This window comes from Sphingomonas sp. R86520 (assembly GCF_042466285.1).
Classification (GTDB): Bacteria; Pseudomonadota; Alphaproteobacteria; order Sphingomonadales; family Sphingomonadaceae; genus Sphingomonas.
In genome coordinates this window covers 145,677-170,201 of record NZ_JAXHBZ010000004.1, presented here as the reverse complement: position 1 = coordinate 170,201, position 24,525 = coordinate 145,677, and the positions used below count along the sequence as shown (strand labels likewise).

Sequence of the window (24,525 nt, the reverse complement as noted above, 5' to 3'; positions counted from 1 at the left end):
TGCCACTTCGGACGGCGCAGCAGGCCATCCGGCACGACTGGACGAAGGCCTACGACACATACGCGACGCCCGAGAACGTCACGCGCTACCACTTTCGGCACCGCCAAGAGGAGCGCGACTAGGCTCGCACCGGCCCGCCGGATCCGACCCCAACATCAACCAAGGAGAATATCATGCCACAGAATATTGCCGAGTTCCGGATCATCGGTCGCATCGGCAAAATCACGGCGCGCGAGAAGGTCACCTATGTGAGCGTCGCCGCCAATTATAACCGGCGCGATGGCGACGACTGGAAGACCGACACGCTGTGGAACAGCGTCGTGTGCTTCTCCAACGTCGGCCCCCAAGTCGAGGCGGCCGGGAAGGGCGATCTGGTGCATGTCACCGGCCGGGTCCGCGAGAGCAACCACGGCGAGGGCAACGAAGTCTCCTACCGCACCGAACTGATTGCCGACACTTTCTCGATCCTGACCAAGGCCGAAGCGGAACATAGCTGATGGGGGGCGGGAGCGGCTTGGATGCACGGCTCTACCTCCGCTCCGCTGCGACCAAGCCCGCTCGCGGTCTCGGCCCGGTGGGGTGACGATCCTCGCTTGGGTCGACCCCTGGACGAAGCAGATCGTCGCGCAGCGCGCGACCGACCGTCTCCTGCCGACCATCCAGAGTGGAGGATGCCGCCTGTGCCTTCGGTGATATTTCCGGAGGCCAAAAGTGACCGAAACCGACCAGCTTCACAGGACATGGCCGATGGCGAGACTACCGCTCGATGCTGAAATTCGAGCCAAGAACATCGTCGAACAGCTCGGCGGGGTATGGCGTGGCACGCACGGCGAATGCCGCTGCCCCGCCCATGACGATGGCTCGCCCAGCCTGTCCGTCCGCCTCGGCGACTCGGCGATCCTCTTCCACTGTTTTGCCGGCTGTACAGCGTTTGAGGTGTTGAAGGCGCTTCAGCGCAGGAAGCTCCATGACCGTTCTGCGGTGGCAATGCCGGAGGGCAAGCCGAAGCGCGACATGGGGGCGCTCGCCGTGCGTCTCTGGAACGCCAGCGTGCCGATCACTGGCACGCTGGCGGAAGACTATCTCGCCGCCCGTGGCCTCTCCGCGCCCTATCCCAAGGCTCTGCGCTTCAACCCGGCGACCATATTCGGCTCCGGCGCCGACAGACGCGTCATGCCCGCGATGATTGCCGCGGTCGAAAACGACCTTGGTCTCGTCGCAGTTCAACGTACCTTTCTCGATCCGAGCGATGTGCTGCGAAAGCCCATCCCCAAGCCGAAGGTTGCGCTCGGTCTGCTCGGCACAGCTGCGATCCGGCTCGCGCCCGCTACGCACGAGTTGGGCCTCGCCGAGGGGATCGAGGACGCCCGATCGGCGACCGAATGGTTCGGAACGCCGACATGGGCGCTGGGCGGTGTCGAACGAATGGCCTTCGTGGCGATCCCGGAGAAGGTCCGCCGTGTGATCGTCTATGGCGATCGAGGCCGCGCGGCCGACCGCCTGCTGGAAAAGGCACGCGATCACCTGACAGCGAACGGGCGCGAGCTCATCAGCCGCGTGCCCGAGCATCACGACGACTGGAACGATGCCTGGCGCGCGCGCCAGCGAAGCGCATGAAACTGCAACGGCGGCAGCTGGATTACGGGGATCATGGGCGCGTCAGCCAAGCCGCATCAACTGGGATGGGTAGGGGGCGACGAGCCCCTTTAGATCGTCCCATGGTGCCGATAGCCAGCGATCGTAATCGTCGTCGTGAAGAACGACCGGCATCGCCTTTGGATGGATCGGCGCGACGATCGCATTCGGCTCGGTGGTCAAAAACCCGTAAGCATTTCCGCGATCGGTCGGCCGCCAGATTCCGGCAAACGCAAAAATCGGGCGGCTAGGCACGTCGAACCAGTGCAGCGGTTTCTTTCCGTCCTCGCCAGGCGCGATCCCGAACTCGGAGAACGCCGTGACCGGCACCAGGCAACGACGCGCCGGCGTTGTCAGCATCGACCGCCAGAAGCTCGAACTGAGATTGCGCACGTTGGTCACGTACTTGGTGAGCTTGACGCTTGCGTCGCGCTTACTCGGAACCTGGGTCGGTACACCCCACTCCATCCGCTCGATCTTCCGGTCGGCGCCGTCCTGGATGACCACTTGGCCATAGAACGGCGTCTTCTTGCCCGTTGGAAAGATGTCGGGGACCGGGTACGTCTCGTCGGGCTCGTAAGGCGGGCGGATGCCGAACGTCGCGGCGATCTCCGCCTGCTTTGCCGTCAGCCTGTATCGATTGCACATCCGAGCACCCTATCGTGGTGCCGGCGAGCTCGCCCGCCGGCCCTCTGGTCTTAGAGCCTGTCCTTCAGGCCCTTGGCGGGCGTGAACGAGACCTTCTTCGATGCAGCGATCGTCATCGCCTCGCCGGTCGACGGATTGCGGCCCTGGCGCTCAGGACGATCCTTTACTGAGAACTTGCCGAAGCCGGCGATCGAGACCTCTTCGCCCTTGGCGGCCGCGCCTGCGATCTGCTCGAACACGGCGGCAATCGCGGCCTTGGCTTGCGCCTCGCTCGTGCCTGTCGTCCCAGCGACACCCTTCGCCAGCTCACCGATGTTCATGCTACTTACTCTCCCTTGTGGAACTGGCCGGACCTTAGCCATGGCGAGCGACGATACAATGATGCTGCTCGACGAGGCGCACGTCGCGGGCGCCCGCCTGATGGTCCGCAAACTGGCTAATCATGACGTGGTCGAGGTGTATCAGCCCGGGTGCGGGCAGGGGGCGATCGCCGAGCTGGCGGCCGAGCCGATGCAAAGCCGCAGGCTGGATTTCTAACGCGCGCTGCGCTCTCGCGTGACGCGCGGATCTTCGTAGAGGTCGCGGATCGCGCACAGGCGAAAGACGTTCCACCAACGCCGCCATCGATGCTCGGCCGCATCATGGATCATATGGCAGCGCTGGCAAAGCGCCGCGAGATTGCCGGGCATGCTGTTGCCCGGATCGTGGTCGAGATGCGCACAGGCCAGCACGACATAGGTCGTTCGCACCGACGCGAGGACGAAGCCGCCCTTGAGCGCGATCCGCTTGCCACCGCCGGAGCGCCAACACGCGGCTTCGGCGTCCCACCAGCGGCCGTCACCAAGATGCACGACGCGCCGCATATGCGGTCTCGAGCAATGCTCGCAGCGTGCGCCGGCCCGATCGAACCGGATCACGTCCGAAAGCTGCGGCCAGTCGATCGGATAGAGCCAGCGGTTTTCAGGGCGGATCGGCATCTTGATTCTATGAGTCAGCCGGGGGCAGAACGAAAGCGAAATCTTCTCGGTTTGTTGTTGGTCTGTTGCGTAGCCGTTCTTGGCAACGCGTACTTGGAGTTCTCCGCGTCATTCCCGTGGTCGCACTCGGTTATCCCGCCAAACCACTGTGGATCGCGCTGAGCAGACCGTTTTCGTTACGACCCCGTACCGTTCGGCCCTTGGCTGCCGTCAAGCGCAAAGACTCGATCCAACAGACATAAACCCCGTTGACCGATCGCCGGCGGTAACGGAACATAAAGCGAACATCTAGAGTCTAGCCACTATGTCAGCCGCCCTCGATTCGCTTCCCCAGAGCATTGCGCACCTACGAAGCATCGCCATGCCGATCGCCGATTACCGTGTACTGCCATTCGGCGTGGGTGACCTGGACAACCGGCTGAACGGGGGAGGGCTCCGGGCTGGAGCGTTGCACGAGGTCGCGGCACGGACCTGTTCGCTGGTCGACGATGCGGCTGCCACGCTGTTCCTTGCCGGTGTCGCCGCGCGAGAAGCGCAAGACATGCGTGCCCCGGTGCTTTGGGCAAGCTGCCGGAACGATCTCTACGCGCCCGGCTTGGCGGAAGCCGGGTTGTGCTCGGCGAACGTGATCTACGCCCAGCCTGGGGACGACGCCGCTCTCCTGGCGGTCGTCGAGGACGCGATCCGGGATGGTACGCCGGCAGCGGTGGTGGCCGAGACGGCAAAGGTTTCGATGGTCGCCACGCGCCGCCTGCAGCTTGTCGCTGCCGAAGCCGACATTCCCGTGCTGCTCTTGCGACGCTGGCGGGGCCGCTCGCAAGACCCGCTCGGCGAGCCCTCCGCCGCCTGGACGCGCTGGCGGATCGCCAGCGCCCCGTCGCAGCGGCTCACGGTTGCCGGGGTGGGACGCGCCCGTTGGTCGGTCGAGCTGGCGCGCCAACGCACCGGCGGGTCCTTCTCATTGATCGTGGAGGGGTGCGATGAGACGGGTTGTCTCGCTGTTCCTGCCGCACTTGGCCATCGAGCGGCTGAGACGGCTGGACCGGCACGCCACGCCGCGGCCTGAGCGGCCGGCGCTCCCGCTTCCGGTCGACGACGATCCGGGTGAATGCTCTGTCCCGAGGGGTGGCGGATGGCGGCCGGGTGCGCGCTGGGCGCGGGCGCAATCGCCTACCAAGGCCGAGGTTGCCGGGCAGATAGCCGCGCTTCCGGCGCATGCACAGCCGCCTATGCGCGAACTCGTGCGGCGATCGGAAGCCGCGAGCCATCCGTACAAGGACCAGTCGGTCACGCGACCGGCCATGATCGTGACACGGCCCGCAACCGCTCACGCTCCGCTGGCGCTTGTCGGCAAGGTCGGGCGGCGTGAGGAAGTCGTGGCGGCGTGCGCTGCGGCGGCCTCGCTCGGCATCCATGTCGGAATGGCCGCGACCCATGCCCGCGCTCTGGTGTCCGATCTCGACTTCCGGCCCGCCGAACCAGAGGCGGACGCGGTCCTGCTCGATCGCCTGGCGCTGCTTGCCGTTCGGCGTTGGTCGCCCATTGCCGCCGCGACGCCGACCGACGGCCTATGGCTCGACCTCGCCGGATGCGATCACCTTTACGGCGGGGAAGAACGCTTTTGCCGACGCCTGCGCGCCTTTTGCCAGCGTGCCGGGTTTACCGCGCGCGTTGCGGTCGCCGACACGCCCGGTGCTGCGCACGCGCTTGCCCGGTACGGCCGGGAAGATCTGACGATCGTGCCGGCCGGTGGTACGGTCCGAGCGATATCGCCGCTTCCGATCGCCGGCTTGCGGCTGACCGGCACGGCGCTCAGCGCGGCCAAGCGGTTCGGCTTCGAAACCATCGCAGACCTTTTGCCGGTGGCGCGCGGCCCGCTCGCGCGGCGGCTGGGCCTGCCCGCCATCACTCGGCTCGATCAGGCGCTGGGCGGCGTTGCGGAGCCGATCACGCCGCGCGAAGATGTCACGGTTCCGGCCGTCGAGCGCCGCCTGCTGGAGCCGATCGGCACGGCAGAGGCCATCGCGCAGGTCATGGAGGACCTGCTCGGCGATCTGGCCGCGGTGCTGCAAGCGAGGGGGCTCGGTGCGCGGTCGCTCCGCCTGTCGGGGCTGTGTGTCGACGGGACCGAACAGGTGGTTGCCGTCGGCACGTCGCGGCCGACACGCGACGTCTCCCATCTTCTGCGCCTCATGAAGCTCAGGATCGAGCGCATCGATCCAGGATTGGGCCTCGAACAATTCGTGCTGGTGGCGCCGCATACCGAACCGCTGGATGCGGTCGATTTAGGGGCGGTGCTTGCCGGCGAAGTCTTGGTGCGTGACCCTTCACGGCTGGTCGATGTCGTCGCCGGCCGCATCGGCGCGAATGCCGTCTATCGGATCGCGCCGATCCCGAGCCACGTGCCGGAGCGCGCGGTCGCGCGCGCCGACCCGGTTGAAATGCCGGCAGGGTGGCCGACATGGCGGCGGCCGGTGCGGCTGTTCGCCAGACCGGAACCCTTATGGGGCGTCATCGCTCTGCTGCCTGACCAACCGCCGCGCCGCTTCGAGTGGCGGGGCCAGGCGCACAAGGTCGTCGCCGGCGACGGCCCCGAGCGGATCCACGGAGAATGGTGGCGCCGCGACGCCGAGACCTGGGCGGTCCGGGACTATTACCGCGTCGAGGATGAGGCCGGCGGCCGTTTCTGGGTATTCCGCCGCGGTGACGGCACTCACGACGATACCGGCGATCTCAGCTGGTGGATCCACGGTGTGTTCGCATGAGCGCGCCGTATGTCGAGCTTCAGGTGCTCACCCATTTCTCGCTGCTGCGCGGCGCGTCGAGCCCCGACGAGCTGTTCGCGGCGGCGGCACTGCTCGGCTACCCGGCGATCGGGATCAGCGACATCGGTACGGTGGCGGGCGTCGTGCGCGCCTGGGAAGCGCAAAAGGCGACTGGGGTCCGCTCGATCGCTGGCACGCGCGTCGATCTGTCCTGCGGGCGCCGCCTGATTCTCTATCCGACCGATCGCCCCGCCTGGTCACGTATCACGCGGCTCCTGACCGTCGGCAAGAAGCGGGCGGGGAAGGGGGGCTGCCTGCTGCACTGGCACGACCTCGAGCCATGGTCGGAGGGGATCATCGCTATCCTGCTGCCAGACGAGGCGGATCAAGCGAACCTCGCAGGCCTTGCCGACCTGAAGACGGTCTATGGGCGGCGCGGATACATGGCGCTGTTCCAGCGACGGCGCCCGGACGATGCCGTCCGCATCGATGCGCTGGCGCGGCAGGCTGGCGGCGCCGGCGTCCGCGCGGTCGCAACCGGTGACGTCCTTTACCATGCGCCCGAGGCCCGTCTCTTGCAGGACGTGGTCACGGCCGTGCGCGAGAAATGCACCGTCGACGAGCTCGGCTACCGCCGTGAGATCAACGCCGATCGCGCGCTCAAATCGCCGGAGGAGATGGTCCGGCGCTTTCGTGACTATCCCGATGCGCTCCGCGCCAGCGTCGATATCGACCGGGCTTGCACCTTCGATCTTGGTGAGCTGGCCTATCAATATCCCCACGAGCGGCTGATCGATGGCTTGAGCGCGCAGGACGCGCTGCAGAAGCTCGCCACCGACGCGGTCGAGCGGATGTTCGATGGCAACGTCCCGGCCGCCTATACCGACCAGATCGGCCACGAGATGCGACTGATCGGGGAGCTCGGTTACGCGCCCTATTTCCTGACCGTCTATGCGATCGTGCGCGAGGCGCGCCGGCGCGGCATCCTGTGCCAGGGCCGCGGCTCTGCCGCCAACTCCTGCGTCTGCTTCGTGCTCGGCGTCACCTCGATCGACCCGATCAAGCACGAGCTGCTGTTCGAGCGCTTCGTCTCGGGGGAGCGCCGCGAGCCGCCCGACATCGATGTCGACTTCGAGCATGAGCGGCGCGAGGAGATCATCCAGTGGATCTACGAGACCTATGGCCGCAACCATTCGGCGCTGACCGCCGTGGTCACCCGCTACCGCGCACGCGGTGCGGTGCGCGACGTCGGCAAGGCGCTCGGACTGCCCGAGGATCTGACCTCCTCGCTAGCGGGCCTCGTCTGGGGCTGGTCGGCCGAAGGCGTTGGCGAGAAGCAGGTGGACGAGCTTAATCTCGACATTGCCGACCGCCGCCTTCGGCTGACGCTCGATCTCGCCCGCAAGCTGATCGGCGTGCCGCGTCACATGAGCCAGCATCCCGGCGGCTTCGTGCTGACGCACGACCGGCTCGACGACCTGGTGCCGATCGAGCCCGCCGCGATGGAGGATCGCCAGATCATCGAGTGGGACAAGGACGACATTGACGCGCTGAAGTTCATGAAGGTCGACGTGCTGGGTCTCGGCATGCTCGGCTGCATGAACCGCGCCTTCAACATGCTCGAGCAGGACAAAGGCATCAGCGTCTGTCTGGCCGACCTCCAGGACGACGATCCGGCGGTGTACGCGATGATCCAGAAGGCAGACACGCTCGGCACCTTCCAGATCGAAAGCCGCGCGCAGATGTCGATGCTGCCGCGGATGAAGCCGCGACGGTTCTACGATCTCGTGATCCAGGTCGCGATCGTCCGACCGGGGCCGATCCAGGGCGACATGGTTCATCCCTATCTGCGTCGGCGCGAGGGGCTGGAGAAGCCCGAATATCCCCGGCCGGAGCTCCGCGCGGTGCTGGAAAAGACGCTCGGCGTGCCGCTGTTCCAGGAACAGGCGATGAAGGTCGCGATCGTGGGTGCGGGCTTCACGCCGGCCGAGGCGGATCAGCTGCGCCGCGCCATGGCGACCTTCAAGGTCACCGGCGGCGTGTCGCATTTCTCGGAAAAGCTGGTCGAGGGCATGGTCGCGCGCGGTTATCCGCGCGACTTCGCCGAACGCACCTTCCGCCAGCTCGAGGGCTTCGGCTCCTATGGGTTTCCGGAAAGCCACGCGGCGAGCTTCGCCAAGATTTCCTACGCGTCGAGCTGGATGAAGCATCATCATCCCGACGTCTTCTGCGCCTCGCTGATGAACGCGCAGCCGATGGGATTTTATGCGCCCGCGCAGATCGTGCGCGACGCTCAGGCGCACGATGTCCAGGTGCGGCCCCCGTGCATCAACGCGAGCCGCTGGGACTGCACGTTGGAGCCGACAGGCGGCCGCTACCTCGCGGTGCGGCTCGGGCTTCGCCAGGTGCGCGGCCTGTCGAACGCCGACGGTGCCGCGATTGTAGGCGCACGCAGCACGACGCTGTTCGATTCCATCGAGGACGTGTGGCGTCGATCCGGCGTCCAGCGCGCCGCGATCGAGAAGCTCGCGGATGCCGATGCGTTTCACGCGTTCGGCGCCGACCGGCGGCAGGGCCTGTGGAAGGTGAGGGGCCTCGGCGAGGCGCCACTGCCGCTGTTCGCCGCTGCGGATCGCGCTGCAGAGACGATCAGCGCCGAAGGGAGAGAACCGTCCGTCGCACTCCGTCCGTTGACGGACGGGCGCGAGGTGATCGAGGATTACCGCTCGCTGCAGCTGTCGCTGCGGGCGCATCCGCTGACGTTCGTTCGCGATGAGCTGGCCAGGCGTGGCGTGACCAAATGCGCGGAACTCGCGAACATCCGGGATGGCCGGCACGTCGAGGTCGCCGGGATCATTCTGGTCCGCCAAAAGCCCGGCTCCGCCAAGGGCGTGCTGTTTATTACGATCGAGGACGAAACCGGGATTGCCAACGGTATTCTGTGGCCGGATCGGTTCGAGCGGCAACGCCGGACTATCATGTCCGCATCGATGATCGGCATGAAGGGCAGGGTGCAGAAAGAGGGCGAGGTGATCCACGTCATCTGCGACCGGATCATCGACCATGGTGACCTGCTGCACCGCGTGGGCGAGATGTCGTTCCCCCATCGGACCGGCCGCGGCGATGGGGCCAAGCATGCCGGATCGCCTGACCGGGGTGACGCGGGTTGGAAGCCGGAGCCGCGGAACTGCTACTGGCCGCCGCACGCTGAGGGCATGGATCCCGAGGACGCCGTCCGCTTCAAATCGCATGACTTTCGTTGAGCGATGGCAAAGCTCGCTCGCCACCAGCGCGTCGTCATCGCGCTATCAGTCCATATTCTGCGGAGCGGCGTCGCCCGCTGCTCGGACGCGCGCGTGGACGGCGTGGAGGTTCGTCTGGCGCTGCGGTGCCTGCTACCGCATTGCCCGGAACGCTGGCCGCTCGAGCTCTACTGGGACGCGGCGCGCCAGGAGAACGAGATCGGCCGGGCACAGGGCGTGACCGCTGCGTTCAATGGCATTGTCCGTCAGCTACGTCGCGCAGGCCGATATGAGGAAGTGCTGGATCAGTGAGAATGTGTCCCGCCCGCATCGTTGGCTGAGGCACCTCCGGGGGTGGCGCCCGTCGGAGGCCAGGGATCGATTCGACCGGCTCTTCCTTCCGCCGCGGCTTCAGCCTTCTACGTCGGCCGCAGTCAGCAGGATCGGGGGCTCCCCGCCGAGCCGCTTGACGAACTCGCGCTGTGCTATGCGGTGAATGTCACTCTCGAACTCGATGAAGACCTCGAGGGCAGTTTCGGAATCGAGCGTATCGCGATCGGGATCAAGCAGCTGCGTCAGGGCCTCGCTGGTGATGAGGAACTCGACGGCTCCTAAGTTGGTGGTACCCGTGAAGCCGACGCTCTCGCGTTCGGCAACCCAGTAATAGTCCCCCATTTCGAAACGGACGCTGGGGTTGGCCATGCCGGCTTACTCCTCGGTCGGGCTGGAAGCGGGCAGGTGGTCCGCCAGTGCTGCGATGCTTTCTCCGGCAAACGTCGTGCTGGAGGCGCCGTCGATCTGGACGGGATGCTCTACCGTCAGGACGGCCGCGGCTTGATGCTGGGGGTCAAGCTCCCGCCAATCCCGAACTGCCCGCTCGAGGTTGGTGACTTCAGCGACGTCGCTATCGCCGCGCGGGACGTTTTCGAGCGACGCGCTCATCCGCCAGTTTATCTCGGGCGTCTTCGCGCTTTCACCCCAGGTCGCTTCCGTCATGATCGTCTACCTTCTTGCGTCTGGTTCTTGGCGCGACTTCGAATGTAGCCCGACAGGGCGCGTCCGTGCCAGTCCGAAGCCCACAATGCTCGAGCTTCAAGGGCCGCGAGGGGCGACCGCGATGATATCGAGCTTGCGCAGGGCTCGTGCCATGCGTTTGGCATCGAGCAGCCCGATGCCATGTGCGCGAAAGGCGCTGGCGAGTTGTCGGTCGGTCAATGGCGCCGACACCTGATCGAGAACGGCAAGCGCTGCTGCGCGCACCTCAGGGGGTGCAGCCTTGAGGGCGTCTAGGGCTTTCATTCTGCCTCGTGAAGGTTGCTCGGTCCGATCGGTAGACCAACGACATAGCCCCGCGCCATGCGACTTGCACGTACCACGCCCTGCGGTGCCGGCAGCTGGAAGAGCAAGCGGTCACGGCCCACGCTACGTATAAGATTGCCATGTCGGTTGGTGCCGCCGAGCGGGCATGTGCGACCGGCACTGTTGAAGTTTGGGAGTAGTGTTGCAGAACCCGCGATATATCGAGACCGGTATAAGGTCGTGTATAACCCTCCGTATTGCCCATATGGGCGCTTTTATGAGACGCTAAATGCGATCGACCGTCGCTGATACACTTCCGCCCCGCGTGAGGCGCAGCTTGACAAAGCTCGGCGCCGATATCGCCCTGGCGCGCAAAAAGCGCAGCCTCACGGTGGTCATGATGGCCGAACGCATCGGTGTAGCCAAGAGCACGTATCTCAAACTGGAGAAAGGCGATCCGACCGTCGCGCTGGGCACGTACGCCATGACCTTCTTCGTTCTGGGGTTCGGCGAAAGCCTCGGAGAGATCCTCGACGCCAAGAACGACGAGCAGGGTCTGTTGCTCGACGTGGAGCGCATGCCCCAGCGGGTCCGCAGACCCAAGCCGCCTGTTTCACTGTGAGGCACACGGCCGCTGCAGCAGCGCACGCCCCCTAAGCCGCTGTCAATCCGCCGCCTTCTTGCTTCTCAGCTGAGCGGCTTTTGCGTTGATCGTCTTCGTGTCGTAGATGCCGGTTAGCGCGAATTCAAGCACGTCGATCGCGTTGAACAGGTCTTCCTCCTCTACGTCATCGGTTCCGTGCGTTCCGAGGTTGCCGATGTTCCGCAGACCCTGCAGTTGGGCGTTGTGAAGAGCGCCGGCGGTGAACGAGTCGATCCGCTGCTCTAGGTTCATCCGGTGCATCTTGCCCGCGTTCGGGCCCTTGGTGAGCATCCGCTCCTTCGGCACCTTCTGCTCGTCGAGCAGGGCTTCGACGGCGGTACGCAATCGGGCGATGCAGGCCGAGGTGTCGATCCAGTAGAGGCGGAAGGCGAGTTCGAGCTGACGCTTTACACGGCGCGGCACGCTGTCCGAGATCCGAAACAGCGGCGGTGCTGGGAACACGGCTCGGATGCGCAGCACGTCCTCGCGCGCACCCCAATACATTTGGCCATCCTCATCCTGGACGTCCGTCTCGACGGTGTCGGTGTCACCGACCATATGGACGATCTCGCCGCAGTTGGGCTCATCGCAACGCAGGCGTGCCGACCAGCGCTCGACCAGATTGTCGACTTCCCAGTCCTCGGGATTGTTGGTGCGATAGTCAGCCGAGAACTTTGGCTCCACGACATCGGGCTGTCCAAGTTGCTTCAGCTTGCCGGTTGAGCAATACGGGCAAGGCAGACTCGGCAGAGAATTCTTGCTGGTTACGCGATACCAGCTTGAGCGATTAATAGGCATTTGGACGGTCCTTCGGTTGGACCAACCTTACGAAGTCAGCGTCTTTACCCGCAATATAATTCGATGCGCCTGCCATGATCAGTGCTTCGCCGCCGCATCGGCACCCGCTACTCCTCGGCGATGAATTGCCGCACATCCGGCCCGCACCCTTGGGCCAACCACCCCGAACTGCTCACCTCAATCCGATCGCCGTGGGACAAGTTCCGCAAGGCAGACTGGAACTTCGACCGGTACGAAGACGCGATCATGTCGCGGCCCTGTGATAGCGAGGCGGTCGTCTACACGGCGCTCGACTTCTGTGTCGCAATGGTCGCACTTCGCGACTGGACCCGGAAGACCCTGACACGCGAAGTGCGTCAGAGTGGCAAGGCCCTCCCTGCCGGGATGGCGACCCTCGACGACTTTCCAGCGTTCATCGCCGCCCGCGTGCCGTGGCAGTCGGCGATCGAGGCTATTGCGAACACGATCAAGCATGCCGATTACCGTGACACCGGATGGGAGAATGGCACGGCGATGGTCGCCAGCTTCGTCCCCGACCCGCTGCATGCGGCGAAGGACGCATGCAAGGACGGCCTTGAGCTGTTCGGCTTCATGCATCAGCACAAGGATGTGGCTTGGTGGGACATCGCGCTGCGCCAGGTACCGAGCACCGAAGCCGAACCGGGCTACGTCGCGTTCGGCGACGCCCTCGACGAGTGGCGGGCAATTCTCGACGAGTTCGGCTACATCACCGACTGACGAACAAGCTCGCGGTCAAACCTTAGACGACACGGGCTACTCGGTTGCAGCCTCTCCGTAGCGGCGCCGACGCTTCCGAACATAAAGGTGCGCTATTAGCACCTCGCACCCCCTTGCCGACGCGATCGCGCCCCGCATCTCCCTTTCGTCCACATCCGCATTCTCTACCGAGACGGAGTTCCGCCGTGATAACTCGCCGAACGACAAAGCGCTTGGCATCTGGCTGAGCCCGCCGACTCTCGTGAAAGTTGCGCCGACCTCGTAGACGCTCCTCCGACTGGGGGTAGCCGAGCCCAAATGAGACAAAAAGATTGTTCTTCTTATGTTCTTCGTTATGTGCAATGGCTCGGCCGGTATTGAGTAGCGGAAGCAAGTAGGGCATAGTGACCGCGCCGCGGAATGCCGCGGATCGCTGCGAGGCCATAAATGGGCAAGGATGGAAAGGACGCCGAACGCGTCACGACTACATTGTCCCGCTTGCAAAAGTTGGAATTGGACCGTTTGGCGAAGGCCGAGGGTGTGAAGGTCGCGTGGCTTGTTCGCCGGGCCGTGGAACGTTTTTTGGAGCAGGCTTCGGGCGGTCCGATGCTGCCATTGGATTTCGAAAGGGGCGAAGATGCGCAGCGCTGAACTCTTCGCCGGATGTGGAGGGCTTGCCCTCGGCATGTCGCAGGCGGGCTTCCGTCACCTTCTTATGGCTGAGTTCGACTCAGACGCGGTAGCCACAGTGCATTATAATCGTGATCGAAAGGTCGAGCACGTCGCGCACTGGCCGATGGAGCGTACCGACGTGCGCGATATCGATTGGTCGGCGCATATGGCGCTTGATCTGATTTCCGGTGGTCCGCCATGCCAGCCCTTCGGCATCGGCGGCAAAAAGCTCGGCCAGGAAGATCTCCGCGACATGTGGCCCGAGGCGGTTCGGGCGATCCGGGACGGTGCGCCCCGCGCCTTTCTTTTCGAGAACGTCCGAAATCTCGCCGGTCCGAAATTCAGACATTATCTCGAATGGATTCTCGCGCACCTCGAACGACCGTCGGTGGCTCGTCGACCGGGCGAGTCATATATTGACCATACCGCTCGGCTGCGCGCGAATTCGCAACCGCGCGCCTACGAGGTCTGCTGGCAGATCGTGAACGCCGCAGATTTTGGCGCCTCCCAGATACGGCATCGCGTCCTGATTTTCGGCGCTCAGGCCAACGAGGGTGTGACGCCGATGCCGATGGTCGCGACCCATTCACGCGAACGCCTGTTGTGGGAGCAATATGTCACCGGCGAATATTGGAAGCGGCACGGTATCAAGCCGCGTAAGGCGCCGTCCCTTCGACAGGATCAAGCCACCGTCGCACGTTTACTGCAAACGAAGGTAGCGCCCGTCGGTGCGGCTTGGGTCACGGTTCGCGACGCACTGTCCGATCTTGGCGATCCCGATGGACTGCGGAACCATGTTCTGCAGCCGGGCGCGCGGGTTTATCCCGGACACACGGGCAGTCCGCTCGATTTGCCCGCGAAAGCCCTCAAGGCGGGTGACCATGGCGTGCCCGGCGGTGAGAACATGATGGTTCGAGACGATGGGTCTGTGCGCTATTTCACGAAGCGCGAAGCGGCTCGGCTGGTCGGCTTGCCGGACGCCTACGAGTTTCCGCGCTCTTGGAGCGAGAGCATGCGGCAAATGGGCAACGCGGTCCCGGTGCCGCTCGCCTTGGCCGCCGGTGGCTGGCTGCGCCGCCTCCTGAACACCCGCAAGGTCGGGCTGGCTCCTCGTCGCCGCGCCGCCTAACAAGGCTTGGTGGGGAACCAAGACGGTTGAGTTGCGACTACGTGCCCCTTTAGGCATTTGAAGGGGTATTGATGGCGTTGTCACCCGATCGGGCCGCGATCAAAGCATTGGAGGAGGCGCTGGCCGGCGTACTCGCAGCGGCGGGTGACAACCCGCCACAAGCGGTTGTGCGCCGGATTCGCGAAAGCCTGGCCGCGCACGCCAACGCGGTGGAGGCGGCGCGGTCGCGCACCGATCCCGTTCGCATGCCCACCGCAACCTTCGATCCCTCCGATCCAAAGACTGTCGGCCGAATGGTGTCGTTGGCGTTGCTGGCGCAGCCGATGATTCCACTGAGCACGATCAAATCCGCGTATGGGTCGGGGGTCTACGCGATTTACTACACCGGCGCTCATCCGCTCTACGCGGCGATATCCGGCACCGAAACGCCGATCTATGTCGGCAAGGCCGATCCGCAGAACGATGATGCGAGCAATTCCCGCGAGCAAGGCGCGAAGCTCACCGCGCGATTGCTGGAGCACGCCGGCACGATCGCCACCGTCGCCGGTTACGCCGATCGGCTACCGTCGGGCCTTCACGCGATCCTTCTTGATGATTTCAGCTGTCGGCGGCTCGTGTGCGCGACTAACGCGCAGCTCGTTGCCGAAAAGCATTTGATCCGGACCTTCTGGCCGCTTTGGAACCAGGAGACGAAAGCATGCTGGGGCATGAGCAAACACGGTGACGCCGCCTCCACACGGGCCAACAAGCGCTCTCCTTGGGACGTCGTGCATCCTGGGCGGCAATGGGCATTGGACTCACGGCTCGTCGACTCGATCAGTCCTGACGAGATCAAGGTTCGGGTTGACGCCACGCTGCAGCGGGCACCGCCCCGCACCGATCACGCCAGTCTGCTGGAGGAAATGCTGAGCGGTTTCCGCCAGGATGGAGAGATCGCCGAGGGCAGCGAAACCCCACCTGTCGGCGACGCGACAGGACCCAGTTCGGAGGAAGCGGGTGGCGCCGAAGATTGAGGCGGTCGACCCAAAGCGTAGCGCGCAGATGCGGCTCATTCGCGCACGCGACACGAAGCCCGAACTTATCGTCCGGAAAACCCTGCACGCCGCCGGGCTCCGCTTTCGCCTTCATGCCAAGGATCTCCCAGGCAAACCCGACATCATCTTCCGCCGCAAACGCATGGCGATATTCGTCCATGGCTGCTTTTGGCACCAACACCCCGATCCCAATTGCAAACGCGCGAGATTACCAAAAACGCGCCAGGATTTCTGGGAACCAAAGCTGAACGGAAATCGGTCGCGTGACGAAGCCGTTGCGGCTAGGCTTCAGCACCAGGGTTGGCGAGTGATCGAAATCTGGGAGTGCCAGCTCGACCAGGATCATCTCGCGGAACTGGTGAATGTGGTTCGCTCGGCTGGCGGAGCATTGGCGACCCCACCGTGATATTGGGGAGGCCGTTTTAGAATGCAGCAGGAACTGGATCTGACGCCGGCGCCACGCGTGCTCCAAATGCTGGGCGAGATCACGCTCGAGCAGTGGCGCTGTCTCGCGGAATTGATCGATAACTCGATCGACGGCTTCATCGATGCCGCCAGGGCGGGGACGCCCATCACGCGACCGGAAATTTCCGTCACCATACCTATGGCGGACACCGACGCGGCGCGCGTCTCGGTGAAAGACAACGGACCGGGCATGTCCCTCGAGATACTCGAGAACGCGTTGCGGGCGGGCTGGACCGGAAACGACCCGCTTTCGAAGCTTGGCCTCTTCGGCATGGGCTTCAACATCGCTACCGCGCGCCTCGGCGTGGTCACTGAGGTCTGGACCAGCCGAAGCGGCGATCCCGAGCAAGTAGGCGTTCGCATCGATCTCGAGGAGTTGCGCGCATCGAACAATTATCGAGTGCCGCGTCAGACTCGTCCTAAGGCGGATCATACCGATCACGGCACGGAGATTGTCATTTCACGCCTGAAGCCCGAGCAGAGGGCCTATCTGGCGCGTGCGAACAATCGCACCACGATCAAAAAACATCTGGCGAAGACCTACTCGGCGCTTCTTTCTAACTCTGACGCGGGCACGATAAGGCTCATGCTGGGCGGCGCTCGCGTCATGCCGTTGCGGCCGTGCGTTTGGGACGCCAGTCGTTCCGTTGAATTGCCGGACGGAACGACCGTCAACGCCATTGAGCAGTTCGACGTGGCGCTCGCGCCTCGGCGCTACTGCCAGCATTGTATGCGAACCTTGGCATCCGATCAGGAGTCATGCCCGACCGGCAGCGCGTCCTGCTCCATTGTCGAGACGCCTCGAAGGGTCCGAGGTTGGGTCGGCCTGCAGCGTTATCTCGACAAATCCGACTTCGGAATTGACTTCATCCGCAATGGCCGAAAGATTGAGATCGGAAACAAGGATCTCTTCATCTGGAACGACGGGGAAACGCAGGACAGCGAGTATCCGATCGACGATCCGAGAAGTCGGGGCCGCTTCATCGGCGAAATCCACCTCGACCACTGCCAAGTTAGCTACACGAAGAACCGCTTCGAGCGGGACGACCCGGCATGGGGTGAAATGGTCCGGGTCGTGCGCGGTGAGGGGCCGCTTCGACCTAACGCGGCGAGGCTCAAGGGATACGGGGGCAACCACAGTCCGCTCTACAAGCTGTTCCAAGCCTTTCGGCGGACCAGCCCGCAAGGAAAGAACGGACTGTGGTCTCGGATCATGGTCGTGCAGGACAACGATCGCGCCGTTGAGATGGCCGGTTTCTTCGCGGCTGCCGACGCGGACTACCTCACCGACGAACGATGGTGGCAGCGCGTTGAGGAGCAGGACGCGAAGATTCTCGGCGACACGCCGGGTACCGGTGACGGTGCGGCGATTCCGGACGGCTTTCTTGGCGAAGGTGGCGATGGCGAGCCCGGCGAGCCGGGCGCGCCTGAACAACCTGATACCACGCCGCCTCCGGCGTCGTCCGAACCCGCGCCGCCTCCGGCGAGACGTCCGATTTTCGAGCTCACTAGGAAATACATTCATCCGACTTACCGGGCCGAATTCGATGTCGAGGCGTTCGCGGTTGATCCGGCGGATCCGCAACTTCCGACTGGCCAGGCTTGGACGGTGCGGCTGGATGATGTCGCGACGCGGACATACGCCTTTCTCGTCGACACCTCTCACGAGGTATTTCGCTCGACGACCATGACGCCGCTGGATGCCCTGCTGGTAGACCTAACCTACCGCACGATTGAATTCATCAAGGGGCACAGTTTGGAGGCAACCGTGGCGAATGTGCTCGCCGACCTGCGGGCCGAATATTGTGTCGACACCAAGCTGGATGAACAGGACATCATAGCGGTCGCGGGCAACACGCTAACGGAGATTTGCCGTGCGGCGGCCGGCCTCGTCAGCGGGCAGCCGACGGACACAATGTATGGGGAACTGACCGAGCGCGAAAAAGAGGGTGTCGCCCGCCGCATGGCCGGACGTGGCGTCTCCGACCCGCGCGCCCTGATCCAAGACGGTCGGTTTTGGGAGTATGCAGACGGTGCCGCTGTTCGCCGACTCTTCCAGCGCCATCCGGATCTGTTCCTCGACGGCAATTATTGGGAGGACGCCTATGCGTCTCTCGATTTCGGGGCGAGCGACGTTACTAAGGACGCGAAAGCCGCCGCAGTGGCCCGGTATGACGCCTACCTCGGCGACGCGATCTGGTTGGCCGATCAGACACCCGCCGATCTCGCTCGTGCCTCCAGGGACGCGGTGATCCGGGCGACCTGTTCTCTGCGGTTATTAAGACCGGACACAGACGTGTGATCCCCGAACCGTTCCTAAATACCCAAAGCTTGCTGCACGGTTCGTGGCAGGCGTTTGAGCGTGATATCGCCCGATTGCTCGTCTGCAACGGTTTTGACGATGTGCGGCTCATTGGTGGAGCGGGGGACGCGGGCGCGGACGTCCTGGGTGTGAAGAACGGAGAACTATGGGTTATCCAGTGTAAGTTCACCACCAACGGATACCCCTCCGCAGGCGCGGTGGATCAGGTCGGCGAGGCCGGCCGCTATTACAAAGCGGACCGTCTCTACGTCGCGACGAGCCGGCGGGCGGGACCGGCGATGCTGTACGCGATCCGGCGCTGGGCCGCTCTCGGCATAACGATCGGCATTTTGGAGCCGGCGACGCTGCTCGAGATGGCGCGGCGTAGCCCCGAATATCCCCAGAGCAGACGCGACTTGCGCGACTATCAGTCGGAAGCCGTCGATAAATTCATCGGCACGCTAAGAGAGACCGGTCGTGGTCAGGTCGTGCTGGCCACGGGGCTCGGCAAGACAGTGGTGTTGGCGGAAAGCGTTTCGCAGCTCTTTCGCGATGAGGCAATTTCCGGCTCGAGGGTTTTGGTTCTGGCTGGGACACGCGAACTGGTCGACCAGCTGCAGCGGGCGTTCTGGGATCAACTCCCCAAGTGGGTTCCGACCCACCGAATGATGGGTGGCGAATTCCCCAGCGCTTGGGAAGGGATCACCTTCGCGACAGTTCAGAGCGCCGTTTCGCGGCTTGATCTGCTGCCCGAATTCGGTGTCGTCCTGATCGATGAGGCCCATCACGTTGGTTCGGACAGTTTTCGACGGGTCACCGACCAAATGACCGATGCAATGATCGGAGGTGTGACCGCAACTCCCTGGCGGGGCGATGGATATGACATCGATCATTTACTGGGCCCGCCGGTGGTTCGCATCGGGATAGCGGAGGGCTTACGCCGAGGCTTTCTTTGCGAGGCGGACTACCGTCTCCTCGCCGATAACATCGACTGGTCCTTCGTGCGCTCCCAGTCGCGTAACAGCTACTCGCTCACGCAACTGAATAAGTTGCTGCTCCTTCCGAGCCGCGACGAGGAGGCGGCGCGTTCGATCCGCGAGACTTTCGACGAGGAGGAACGCCGTTCCGCCATCATCTTTTGCTCGTCGGTCGCTCACGCCAAGAGCTTCGCGGCAATGCTGCGCCTCTTCGGGTTCAGGGCGGAACCGATCACCGGCGACATGACCCCCCGCGAGCGCGATCGGGTGATGTCCAATTTCCGCAAGGGCGCGCTCGACGTCGTTACCACACGCGACCTTTTCAACGAGGGTGTGGACGTCCCCGATGTCGACATGATCGTCTTCATGCGCGTCACTCATAGCCGCCGTATCTTCGTGCAGCAGCTCGGACGCGGGCTAAGAATTAGTCCACGGAAAACAAAAGTCGTTGTGCTCGATTTCGTCAGTGATCTGCGACGCCTGGCCGAGGTCGTCGAGCTTGAAAAGGCCGTACGCGGCGATGTCGAGCGCCTGCGCCTGCCCGGTGTGATCCAATTTCGCGACGAGGGTGCCGGCAGCTTCATGCTCGACTGGATGAAAGATCAGGCGGACCTCTTCACGCGCGAGGGGGATCCGACACTTGAACTGCCCGAGTTCGACTTTCCTCCGCCACATGCGGGAGGGGGAATTCAATGACGGCTATCCCAACCAAGATACGCGACGCGATGCGGGACAAGCTTTGGGAACAATGCGACGATCTCGGCTGGATGGCGCTGCAGGACGTCGAGCGCGCCCGATACTATGAGCAGTGGACCCGCGACAAAGCAATCGGCGGTCAGTTGGCCCAGGTCATGGATGCCCGAAAGGTCCGGGTTTACATCAAAGACTCACTGGTGAAACCATATGTAAGGGCGCGCTTATCCTTGAACGAATCCGAGGTTTGGCGGCTTTTGGATCTGACCGAAACAGATCGATCCTTACAAACCTTTATCAAACCTCATGGTCGACGGCTCGAAGACGGACGAATAGTGGGCTGGGGTCGGAGCCGAGATTGGAAATCGGTGCTCATGGCTGTCTTCGAGCGGAGTCGCGCGGCAAGATCATACTCCGCCTTCGGCATCGTGTTGTTAGAGAGCGGCAAGACCGAGAGCGAGAAATCCCGATCCCTGGTTCGAGAGGCGGCCTCGCTTCTGGGGGTTGATAAACTGGCGTGGTTGGAGTGACAATGAAGGACAAGTTTCCCGGTTGGTACACCCGCGATGCCGATCACATTGCCGCGCTTTGGGAGACGGCGATATTCGTTCCGGACGCGAATGTCCTGCTTCACTGCCTGCGTCACCCAGCAAAAGTCCGGAACGAACTAATTCGGGTGTTCACGATCCTGCGCGAGTCCCTCTGGATACCGTACCAGGTTGGCCTGGAGTTTCATCGAAACCGTCTTGACGTCGAATTTGGTGCTCAAGACACCTATCAGCGTCTGACCGCAGACTATGATGGTCTCCTGAAGCAAATCGAGGAAAAGCTCCGACAGTTAAGGGCGCACCCCGTCATTGAGGTGGAAAGGGAACTCGCCGCGATCGGGACCTTTCAGGCCGACTTCCACGCCCGCATGGCCGCGGCGGCCCAATCGCACCCCAAGGATGCGATCCAGACCGCGATGGACGAGCTAACCGCTCTGCTGGAGGGTCGAGTGGGTGAAAAGTGGCCTGCTGATCGCTTCGCGGCGATCAAAAAAGAAGGCGAGGATCGATACGCTAAGAAGATCCCGCCCGGGTTCAAGGATATCAAAAAGGACGGTGATCTCGATAAGTTCGGCGATCTCATCATCTGGAAGGACATGATCGCCAAGGCTAAGGAGGAAAAGCGGCCGATCGTCTTCATTTCCGACGACGTGAAGGAGGATTGGTGGTGGCTCTATAGGGGGCGCAAGCTGGGGCCGCGCCCCGAGTTAGTGGAGGAATTTCATAGCGAAACTGCCGGCCAGGAATTCCTGATTTATGAGTTCACGAACTTCCTTCGGGTAGCTGCCGAGCGCCATCAGGAAATCCGTGAAAATGTCGACGAAGTGGAAAAGAGCCTGCTTGGAGACGAGCGCGCCAAGCGCCGCCTGCGAGAGGCGAACGACGCCAATGACGTCGTCATCAGAACCTCCCAACTGGAGGATGAACGCGAACGCATTGTCCAGACCCTTTCGGGAACCCCAACGCTCGATGGCGAGCGGCTCTCCTCCGATCGCACGCAACTTCGCGCGCGACTTGACGTAATAAACGGGGAGCTGAGCAAACTTGCCACCGGCGTCTCGGAAAACACGCCGAATAGCCCAGAGGATGTACGGACGGGCTGAAATGCAACAATTGGGCAGAAGCAAAATCCGAAGGTTTATCAAACTATAACTAGCGAAATAGCGCAAAAGTCGGATCTAGACCTTTCGAGTGCAGCATATCAACGGGTTCGGGAGTTGGGGAGGGTCTTTAATTAATAGCCTCGTGTAGGTCGTTTATAGGAAGCTCTCGCCGGCATGCTCGCGAAACCGTTCATGATCCCGCACATATTCCGCGACCATCTCAAGCGAAGAATGCCGGCTATGCTCCTTCATCTTGAACAAGTTGGCATTTTGGCGACCGGCCTCGGTGAGGAAGCCCGCCCGGAGCGAGTGGCCTGAGAAGAGCTCGGGCGAGTAGCCCGCAGCGACCGCAGCCGCCTTTACCACCAACGCTACGCCTTGGGCGCTCATAGGCTTGTCGGTTAGCCGACCCTGTGGTGTCAGTTTGCGGAACACCGGCCCGCTGGTGATGCCTGCCTTCTCCAGCCAGGCGCGGTAATGCCTCACCGGCTCGAGCCTGCGACCATCGGGGATCGCGACGGTGTGGCCCTTGCCTTCTTGGTCAGTCTTCGAGTTCGCGATGCGGACCAGCAGCCCGCGGCTGTCCTCGCTTACGCGCCCGACCGTGATCGCCACAAGCTCGGAACGCCTGAACGCGCCGGCCATGCCGAGGGCGAGTAGCGCGCGGTCTCGGTGGCCGCGCAGATCCTCATCGACGATCGCACGCACCATATCGCGCAGCACGTCGCCGTCGGCAGGTCGCTTCTTGCCGGGGAGCTCGCCGCGCTTGTCCTTGCGGATGCCGCGCATCGCGCGCTCCAGTCGCGATGCATCAGGTTGGGAGGTAGGTGGCTCGACGTCGGCGGCGCGGTGCGCGAACACGATTGCCGCGAGCCGCCGGCCGATAGTCGCGCGGCCGAGCGGCACCGGCTCCTTACGCGCCAGCACCGTCCCGCGCTTCGTCCGACGAAGCTCTTGAGGACTGAACCCGCTCTCGGCGAGCAGCGTCAGGAACGCGGCGACCGTCGCCGGCGTCGCTGGGAGCGGCCGATAACCGCTTTCCTGGCACCAGGCGCAGAACAGCCGCCAATCCGATTTGTAAGCGCGCAACGTCGCGTCGGCCGAGGCCCGGCGGACATAGTCGTCGACCCGTTCGCGATCGTCGGGCGCAAGCTGCGGGAGATAAGGCTCGAGCGACTGGACCTGGTCGACCACCACCAGTGCGTCAGCCACGATACCAGCCAGATCCGAAGGATCGACGTGCGCCACGTCATCGATGCCACCATCGTCGGCCATGCCGACCTCCTGCGTTGCGTTCATTCAAATCGAGAGAGCCGCGCGAGCAGCCGTCCCGGATCCGTCGGAATCGATACCCGACCGATCAATCTGAGGCCAGCATGTAATTAGCGGGAATCAGCGTTATCGCTAATTATGATGCGGGGCATATGACGTGCGGAGTGTGACCCGGAGAATGAGCTTTGCGACACGGTTCGCCGCAAACGCTGACACTTTCCTTTTTCGATCTGCATCGGTCGTATAGGTTCAAAGACACCCTCAAGCGTGCGGAGGCGACCCATAATGGGGGATGTCGATCTGATTAAGATGCAAACGAAGATCCGCTCGATGACGTTTGAACGTGGCACACCGGATCAAATTGCACTTTGGCGTGACGATCTGGCGGAAGCGCGCGCTAATCTGGTCATCGAGGGGCTTGTACCGACGGCAAATGACGATGAGATGTTTGCAATGATGCTTGACGAGGGCGTTCCACCAAGATTGATGCCAACGCTTATACTTCAGCTTTACCTACAAGACGGTCGCCGCTGAGTTCATGCGTTATCTGCGGCAATAATGAGGTCGGCCTGAATCAAAATCTTCTCGGGTTCTTCAAACGGCTACGAACTTACGGCTACGGAACGCTAACCCCTAACCAACTCCGCTGCGACCGCCATTTGGTGCCGTCTGGCCATCGCATCAATCCCGGTCAACGAGTCGGCCGTGTCGCGCACCTGCTCGCTCAACAAGCCAAGATCGTCCGAGTAAAAGACAGAGGAACGCCGACGTACGCGCTCGTCCTGGATGCGGGATGCAGCTTTCTGCGCAACGCTGGTCAGGCACGAACGGTCGTCAAAAGCACGAACTCACGGCGTGTAGCCGGACCTTTTTCAAGTAGCATTCCGCGTATGAGCATTCCGGTTCGTGCTTTTGACGACCGATCACCACGGCAGCCCCGTTAGCGCAATGCTGCGGTCCGCGTGGATGTGCGACGTCGCGCAACGATTGTCGAGGGTTCGCTGCGGCCCAGACGACAGCCCAGGTCTGCGAATGCCCTTCGGGGAGACGGATAGGGCCGCTAGACCGCCGCAGGTATGGCGTATCTAGATGCTGTAGGAAAAAAGCGATTTGCAGCGCGAGTGCGTGTAGATTGAATTCCTGGTAGAGGAGGTGTGCCACGTGGCACACCTATCTTCAGCGCGAGCGACGAAGTATATTTGAGCTATGGCCAGGGCGCAGCCTACCTCAACCAGCACTTCGGTTCGTGACCCGAAAACAGGTCGTTTTCAGACCGTGCGCGGCGTCGGTGCGCTCAACGGCCGCCTGAAATTGGAAAAGGGCGTTGATCTTACCAAACCGATCGCGCCTCAGGTGCTGAAGGGCGGCGGATCCCTGAAGAATGCTGCTCAGAACCTGAAGAGACGCCTTGTCGCTAACGAATAGCAGACTTTGGCCAGCGGGCGACAATGCCGAAGGGATGCGCGCTTGGAACAAGCGCTTAGTCGACGGGACCTCCGCTTCAGGCCACACCCCGCCGGCACGCCTCGGAACTTCGATAAATTGCTGCCCTCACGGTTGACGATCGCTAGGCTGATGCGGGCTGCCCTGACCGGGCAGGCGTTAG

Annotated in this window: 27 protein-coding genes; 19 read left to right on the top strand and 8 right to left on the bottom strand. The window is 63.2% G+C overall.

What is annotated here, in order from left to right; all coding sequences use genetic code 11:
• Positions 1-173 precede the first annotated feature (173 nt).
• Together SJY41_RS22720 and SJY41_RS22715 are read left to right on the top strand one after the other, a co-directional pair.
• Entirely contained in the window at positions 174-497 is a 324-nt protein-coding gene (locus SJY41_RS22720) for a single-stranded DNA-binding protein (protein ID WP_037533373.1), read from the top strand.
• Positions 498-747: 250 nt separating this feature from the next.
• Positions 748-1,617, top strand: a complete 870-nt coding sequence (locus SJY41_RS22715; protein ID WP_380784554.1) for a toprim domain-containing protein — start codon at positions 748-750, stop codon at positions 1,615-1,617.
• Positions 1,618-1,659: 42 nt separating this feature from the next.
• On the opposite strand, the gene SJY41_RS22710 is transcribed toward SJY41_RS22715, so the two are convergent.
• Together SJY41_RS22710 and SJY41_RS22705 are read right to left on the bottom strand one after the other, a co-directional pair.
• Entirely contained in the window at positions 1,660-2,283 is a 624-nt protein-coding gene (locus SJY41_RS22710; protein ID WP_380784550.1) for an SOS response-associated peptidase, read from the bottom strand.
• Between the two features lie 50 nt (positions 2,284-2,333).
• The gene (locus SJY41_RS22705) at positions 2,334-2,603 is read right to left on the bottom strand and encodes an HU family DNA-binding protein (protein ID WP_380784549.1); all 270 of its coding nucleotides are present in this window, start codon (positions 2,601-2,603) and stop codon (positions 2,334-2,336) included.
• A gap of 58 nt (positions 2,604-2,661) precedes the next feature.
• Here SJY41_RS22705 and SJY41_RS22700 point away from each other — a divergent pair, with 58 nt between their 5' ends.
• Positions 2,662-2,820: a hypothetical protein gene (locus tag SJY41_RS22700; RefSeq protein ID WP_380784548.1), complete on the top strand. Its 159-nt coding sequence runs from the start codon at positions 2,662-2,664 to the stop codon at positions 2,818-2,820.
• Here SJY41_RS22700 and SJY41_RS22695 read toward each other — a convergent pair.
• Positions 2,817-3,260 carry a hypothetical protein gene (locus SJY41_RS22695; protein WP_380784547.1) on the bottom strand — a complete coding sequence of 148 codons (444 nt, stop codon included), beginning with the start codon at positions 3,258-3,260 and terminating at the stop codon, positions 2,817-2,819. The genes SJY41_RS22700 and SJY41_RS22695 overlap by 4 nt on opposite strands.
• Positions 3,261-3,564: 304 nt before the next feature.
• On the opposite strand from SJY41_RS22695, the gene SJY41_RS22690 reads away from it, so the two are divergent.
• Genes SJY41_RS22690 through SJY41_RS22675 form a run of 4 tightly spaced genes read left to right on the top strand, consistent with a single transcriptional unit; the run spans position 3,565 to position 9,579 of the window.
• Positions 3,565-4,326, top strand: a complete 762-nt coding sequence (locus tag SJY41_RS22690; RefSeq protein WP_380784546.1) for an ImuA family protein — start codon at positions 3,565-3,567, stop codon at positions 4,324-4,326.
• Positions 4,241-6,025 (top strand): Y-family DNA polymerase, encoded by a 1,785-nt coding sequence (locus tag SJY41_RS22685; protein ID WP_380784545.1) that lies wholly within the window; start codon positions 4,241-4,243, stop codon positions 6,023-6,025. The genes SJY41_RS22690 and SJY41_RS22685 overlap by 86 nt, the downstream gene beginning before the upstream one ends.
• Entirely contained in the window at positions 6,022-9,288 is a 3,267-nt protein-coding gene (locus tag SJY41_RS22680) for an error-prone DNA polymerase (RefSeq protein WP_380784544.1), read from the top strand. Before SJY41_RS22685 ends, SJY41_RS22680 begins: the two co-directional genes overlap by 4 nt.
• 3 nt (positions 9,289-9,291) lie before the next feature.
• On the top strand, positions 9,292-9,579 hold the full coding sequence (locus SJY41_RS22675; protein ID WP_056626057.1) for a hypothetical protein: 288 nt from the start codon (positions 9,292-9,294) through the stop codon (positions 9,577-9,579).
• Between the two features lie 99 nt (positions 9,580-9,678).
• Here SJY41_RS22675 and SJY41_RS22670 read toward each other — a convergent pair whose 3' ends face one another.
• The 3 genes from SJY41_RS22670 to SJY41_RS22660 form a co-directional block, all read right to left on the bottom strand.
• The gene (locus SJY41_RS22670; RefSeq protein ID WP_380784543.1) at positions 9,679-9,969 is read right to left on the bottom strand and encodes a DUF1488 family protein; all 291 of its coding nucleotides are present in this window, start codon (positions 9,967-9,969) and stop codon (positions 9,679-9,681) included.
• A 6-nt stretch (positions 9,970-9,975) separates the two neighbouring features.
• Positions 9,976-10,263 carry a hypothetical protein gene (locus SJY41_RS22665; RefSeq protein WP_380784542.1) on the bottom strand — a complete coding sequence of 96 codons (288 nt, stop codon included), beginning with the start codon at positions 10,261-10,263 and terminating at the stop codon, positions 9,976-9,978.
• A gap of 96 nt (positions 10,264-10,359) precedes the next feature.
• Positions 10,360-10,566, bottom strand: coding sequence for a hypothetical protein (locus SJY41_RS22660; protein ID WP_380784541.1), 207 nt, complete (start codon positions 10,564-10,566; stop codon positions 10,360-10,362).
• Positions 10,567-10,903: 337 nt separating this feature from the next.
• Here SJY41_RS22660 and SJY41_RS22655 point away from each other — a divergent pair, with 337 nt between their 5' ends.
• The gene (locus SJY41_RS22655; protein ID WP_380784540.1) at positions 10,904-11,188 is read left to right on the top strand and encodes a helix-turn-helix domain-containing protein; all 285 of its coding nucleotides are present in this window, start codon (positions 10,904-10,906) and stop codon (positions 11,186-11,188) included.
• 42 nt (positions 11,189-11,230) lie between these two features.
• Here SJY41_RS22655 and SJY41_RS22650 read toward each other — a convergent pair whose 3' ends face one another.
• On the bottom strand, positions 11,231-11,893 hold the full coding sequence (locus SJY41_RS22650; RefSeq protein WP_380784539.1) for a DUF4145 domain-containing protein: 663 nt from the start codon (positions 11,891-11,893) through the stop codon (positions 11,231-11,233).
• A gap of 195 nt (positions 11,894-12,088) precedes the next feature.
• Between SJY41_RS22650 and SJY41_RS22645 the strand changes: the two genes are divergently transcribed.
• The 9 genes from SJY41_RS22645 to SJY41_RS22605 all read left to right on the top strand — a co-directional run bounded on the left by SJY41_RS22645 (position 12,089) and on the right by SJY41_RS22605 (position 21,647).
• Positions 12,089-12,745 carry a hypothetical protein gene (locus SJY41_RS22645; RefSeq protein WP_380784538.1) on the top strand — a complete coding sequence of 219 codons (657 nt, stop codon included), beginning with the start codon at positions 12,089-12,091 and terminating at the stop codon, positions 12,743-12,745.
• 426 nt (positions 12,746-13,171) lie between these two features.
• A complete protein-coding gene (locus SJY41_RS22640; protein WP_150290000.1) occupies positions 13,172-13,375 on the top strand; it encodes a CopG family transcriptional regulator in 204 nt (67 codons plus the stop codon).
• Positions 13,362-14,525, top strand: coding sequence for a DNA cytosine methyltransferase (locus tag SJY41_RS22635; RefSeq protein ID WP_380784537.1), 1,164 nt, complete (start codon positions 13,362-13,364; stop codon positions 14,523-14,525). The genes SJY41_RS22640 and SJY41_RS22635 overlap by 14 nt, the downstream gene beginning before the upstream one ends.
• A 71-nt stretch (positions 14,526-14,596) precedes the next feature.
• On the top strand, positions 14,597-15,538 hold the full coding sequence (locus SJY41_RS22630; RefSeq protein ID WP_380784536.1) for an Eco29kI family restriction endonuclease: 942 nt from the start codon (positions 14,597-14,599) through the stop codon (positions 15,536-15,538).
• Complete coding sequence (locus SJY41_RS22625; protein ID WP_380784535.1) at positions 15,522-15,965, top strand: very short patch repair endonuclease; 444 nt, start codon at positions 15,522-15,524, stop codon at positions 15,963-15,965. The genes SJY41_RS22630 and SJY41_RS22625 overlap by 17 nt, the downstream gene beginning before the upstream one ends.
• Before the next feature lie 21 nt (positions 15,966-15,986).
• Positions 15,987-18,326 (top strand): ATP-binding protein, encoded by a 2,340-nt coding sequence (locus SJY41_RS22620; protein WP_380784534.1) that lies wholly within the window; start codon positions 15,987-15,989, stop codon positions 18,324-18,326.
• Entirely contained in the window at positions 18,323-19,999 is a 1,677-nt protein-coding gene (locus SJY41_RS22615; RefSeq protein ID WP_380784533.1) for a DEAD/DEAH box helicase family protein, read from the top strand. Before SJY41_RS22620 ends, SJY41_RS22615 begins: the two co-directional genes overlap by 4 nt.
• Positions 19,996-20,526, top strand: a complete 531-nt coding sequence (locus SJY41_RS22610) for a hypothetical protein (RefSeq protein ID WP_380784532.1) — start codon at positions 19,996-19,998, stop codon at positions 20,524-20,526. Before SJY41_RS22615 ends, SJY41_RS22610 begins: the two co-directional genes overlap by 4 nt.
• Positions 20,527-20,528: 2 nt before the next feature.
• Positions 20,529-21,647: a PIN-like domain-containing protein gene (locus tag SJY41_RS22605; RefSeq protein ID WP_380784531.1), complete on the top strand. Its 1,119-nt coding sequence runs from the start codon at positions 20,529-20,531 to the stop codon at positions 21,645-21,647.
• A gap of 153 nt (positions 21,648-21,800) precedes the next feature.
• Here SJY41_RS22605 and SJY41_RS22600 read toward each other — a convergent pair whose 3' ends face one another.
• Complete coding sequence (locus SJY41_RS22600) at positions 21,801-22,922, bottom strand: tyrosine-type recombinase/integrase (protein WP_380784530.1); 1,122 nt, start codon at positions 22,920-22,922, stop codon at positions 21,801-21,803.
• A gap of 282 nt (positions 22,923-23,204) precedes the next feature.
• On the opposite strand from SJY41_RS22600, the gene SJY41_RS22595 reads away from it, so the two are divergent.
• The gene (locus tag SJY41_RS22595) at positions 23,205-23,453 is read left to right on the top strand and encodes a hypothetical protein (RefSeq protein WP_380784529.1); all 249 of its coding nucleotides are present in this window, start codon (positions 23,205-23,207) and stop codon (positions 23,451-23,453) included.
• Positions 23,454-24,125: 672 nt separating this feature from the next.
• Positions 24,126-24,344: a hypothetical protein gene (locus SJY41_RS22590; protein ID WP_262827255.1), complete on the top strand. Its 219-nt coding sequence runs from the start codon at positions 24,126-24,128 to the stop codon at positions 24,342-24,344.
• Positions 24,345-24,525 lie beyond the last annotated feature (181 nt).

What these genes read in the sequence shown, in the direction of transcription:
- SJY41_RS22720 (WP_037533373.1), top strand. Translation starts at nt 174, where the DNA reads ATGCCACAGAATATTGCCGAGTTCCGGATCATCGGTCGCATCGGCAAA.
- SJY41_RS22715 (WP_380784554.1), top strand. Translation starts at nt 748, where the DNA reads ATGGCGAGACTACCGCTCGATGCTGAAATTCGAGCCAAGAACATCGTC.
- SJY41_RS22710 (WP_380784550.1), bottom strand. Translation starts at nt 2,283, where the DNA reads ATGTGCAATCGATACAGGCTGACGGCAAAGCAGGCGGAGATCGCCGCG.
- SJY41_RS22705 (WP_380784549.1), bottom strand. Translation starts at nt 2,603, where the DNA reads ATGAACATCGGTGAGCTGGCGAAGGGTGTCGCTGGGACGACAGGCACG.
- SJY41_RS22700 (WP_380784548.1), top strand. Translation starts at nt 2,662, where the DNA reads ATGATGCTGCTCGACGAGGCGCACGTCGCGGGCGCCCGCCTGATGGTC.
- SJY41_RS22695 (WP_380784547.1), bottom strand. Translation starts at nt 3,260, where the DNA reads ATGCCGATCCGCCCTGAAAACCGCTGGCTCTATCCGATCGACTGGCCG.
- SJY41_RS22690 (WP_380784546.1), top strand. Translation starts at nt 3,565, where the DNA reads ATGTCAGCCGCCCTCGATTCGCTTCCCCAGAGCATTGCGCACCTACGA.
- SJY41_RS22685 (WP_380784545.1), top strand. Translation starts at nt 4,241, where the DNA reads ATGAGACGGGTTGTCTCGCTGTTCCTGCCGCACTTGGCCATCGAGCGG.
- SJY41_RS22680 (WP_380784544.1), top strand. Translation starts at nt 6,022, where the DNA reads ATGAGCGCGCCGTATGTCGAGCTTCAGGTGCTCACCCATTTCTCGCTG.
- SJY41_RS22675 (WP_056626057.1), top strand. Translation starts at nt 9,292, where the DNA reads ATGGCAAAGCTCGCTCGCCACCAGCGCGTCGTCATCGCGCTATCAGTC.
- SJY41_RS22670 (WP_380784543.1), bottom strand. Translation starts at nt 9,969, where the DNA reads ATGGCCAACCCCAGCGTCCGTTTCGAAATGGGGGACTATTACTGGGTT.
- SJY41_RS22665 (WP_380784542.1), bottom strand. Translation starts at nt 10,263, where the DNA reads ATGACGGAAGCGACCTGGGGTGAAAGCGCGAAGACGCCCGAGATAAAC.
- SJY41_RS22660 (WP_380784541.1), bottom strand. Translation starts at nt 10,566, where the DNA reads ATGAAAGCCCTAGACGCCCTCAAGGCTGCACCCCCTGAGGTGCGCGCA.
- SJY41_RS22640 (WP_150290000.1), top strand. Translation starts at nt 13,172, where the DNA reads ATGGGCAAGGATGGAAAGGACGCCGAACGCGTCACGACTACATTGTCC.
- SJY41_RS22635 (WP_380784537.1), top strand. Translation starts at nt 13,362, where the DNA reads ATGCGCAGCGCTGAACTCTTCGCCGGATGTGGAGGGCTTGCCCTCGGC.
- SJY41_RS22630 (WP_380784536.1), top strand. Translation starts at nt 14,597, where the DNA reads ATGGCGTTGTCACCCGATCGGGCCGCGATCAAAGCATTGGAGGAGGCG.
- SJY41_RS22620 (WP_380784534.1), top strand. Translation starts at nt 15,987, where the DNA reads ATGCAGCAGGAACTGGATCTGACGCCGGCGCCACGCGTGCTCCAAATG.
- SJY41_RS22610 (WP_380784532.1), top strand. Translation starts at nt 19,996, where the DNA reads ATGACGGCTATCCCAACCAAGATACGCGACGCGATGCGGGACAAGCTT.
- SJY41_RS22605 (WP_380784531.1), top strand. Translation starts at nt 20,529, where the DNA reads ATGAAGGACAAGTTTCCCGGTTGGTACACCCGCGATGCCGATCACATT.
- SJY41_RS22600 (WP_380784530.1), bottom strand. Translation starts at nt 22,922, where the DNA reads ATGGCCGACGATGGTGGCATCGATGACGTGGCGCACGTCGATCCTTCG.
- SJY41_RS22595 (WP_380784529.1), top strand. Translation starts at nt 23,205, where the DNA reads ATGGGGGATGTCGATCTGATTAAGATGCAAACGAAGATCCGCTCGATG.
- SJY41_RS22590 (WP_262827255.1), top strand. Translation starts at nt 24,126, where the DNA reads ATGGCCAGGGCGCAGCCTACCTCAACCAGCACTTCGGTTCGTGACCCG.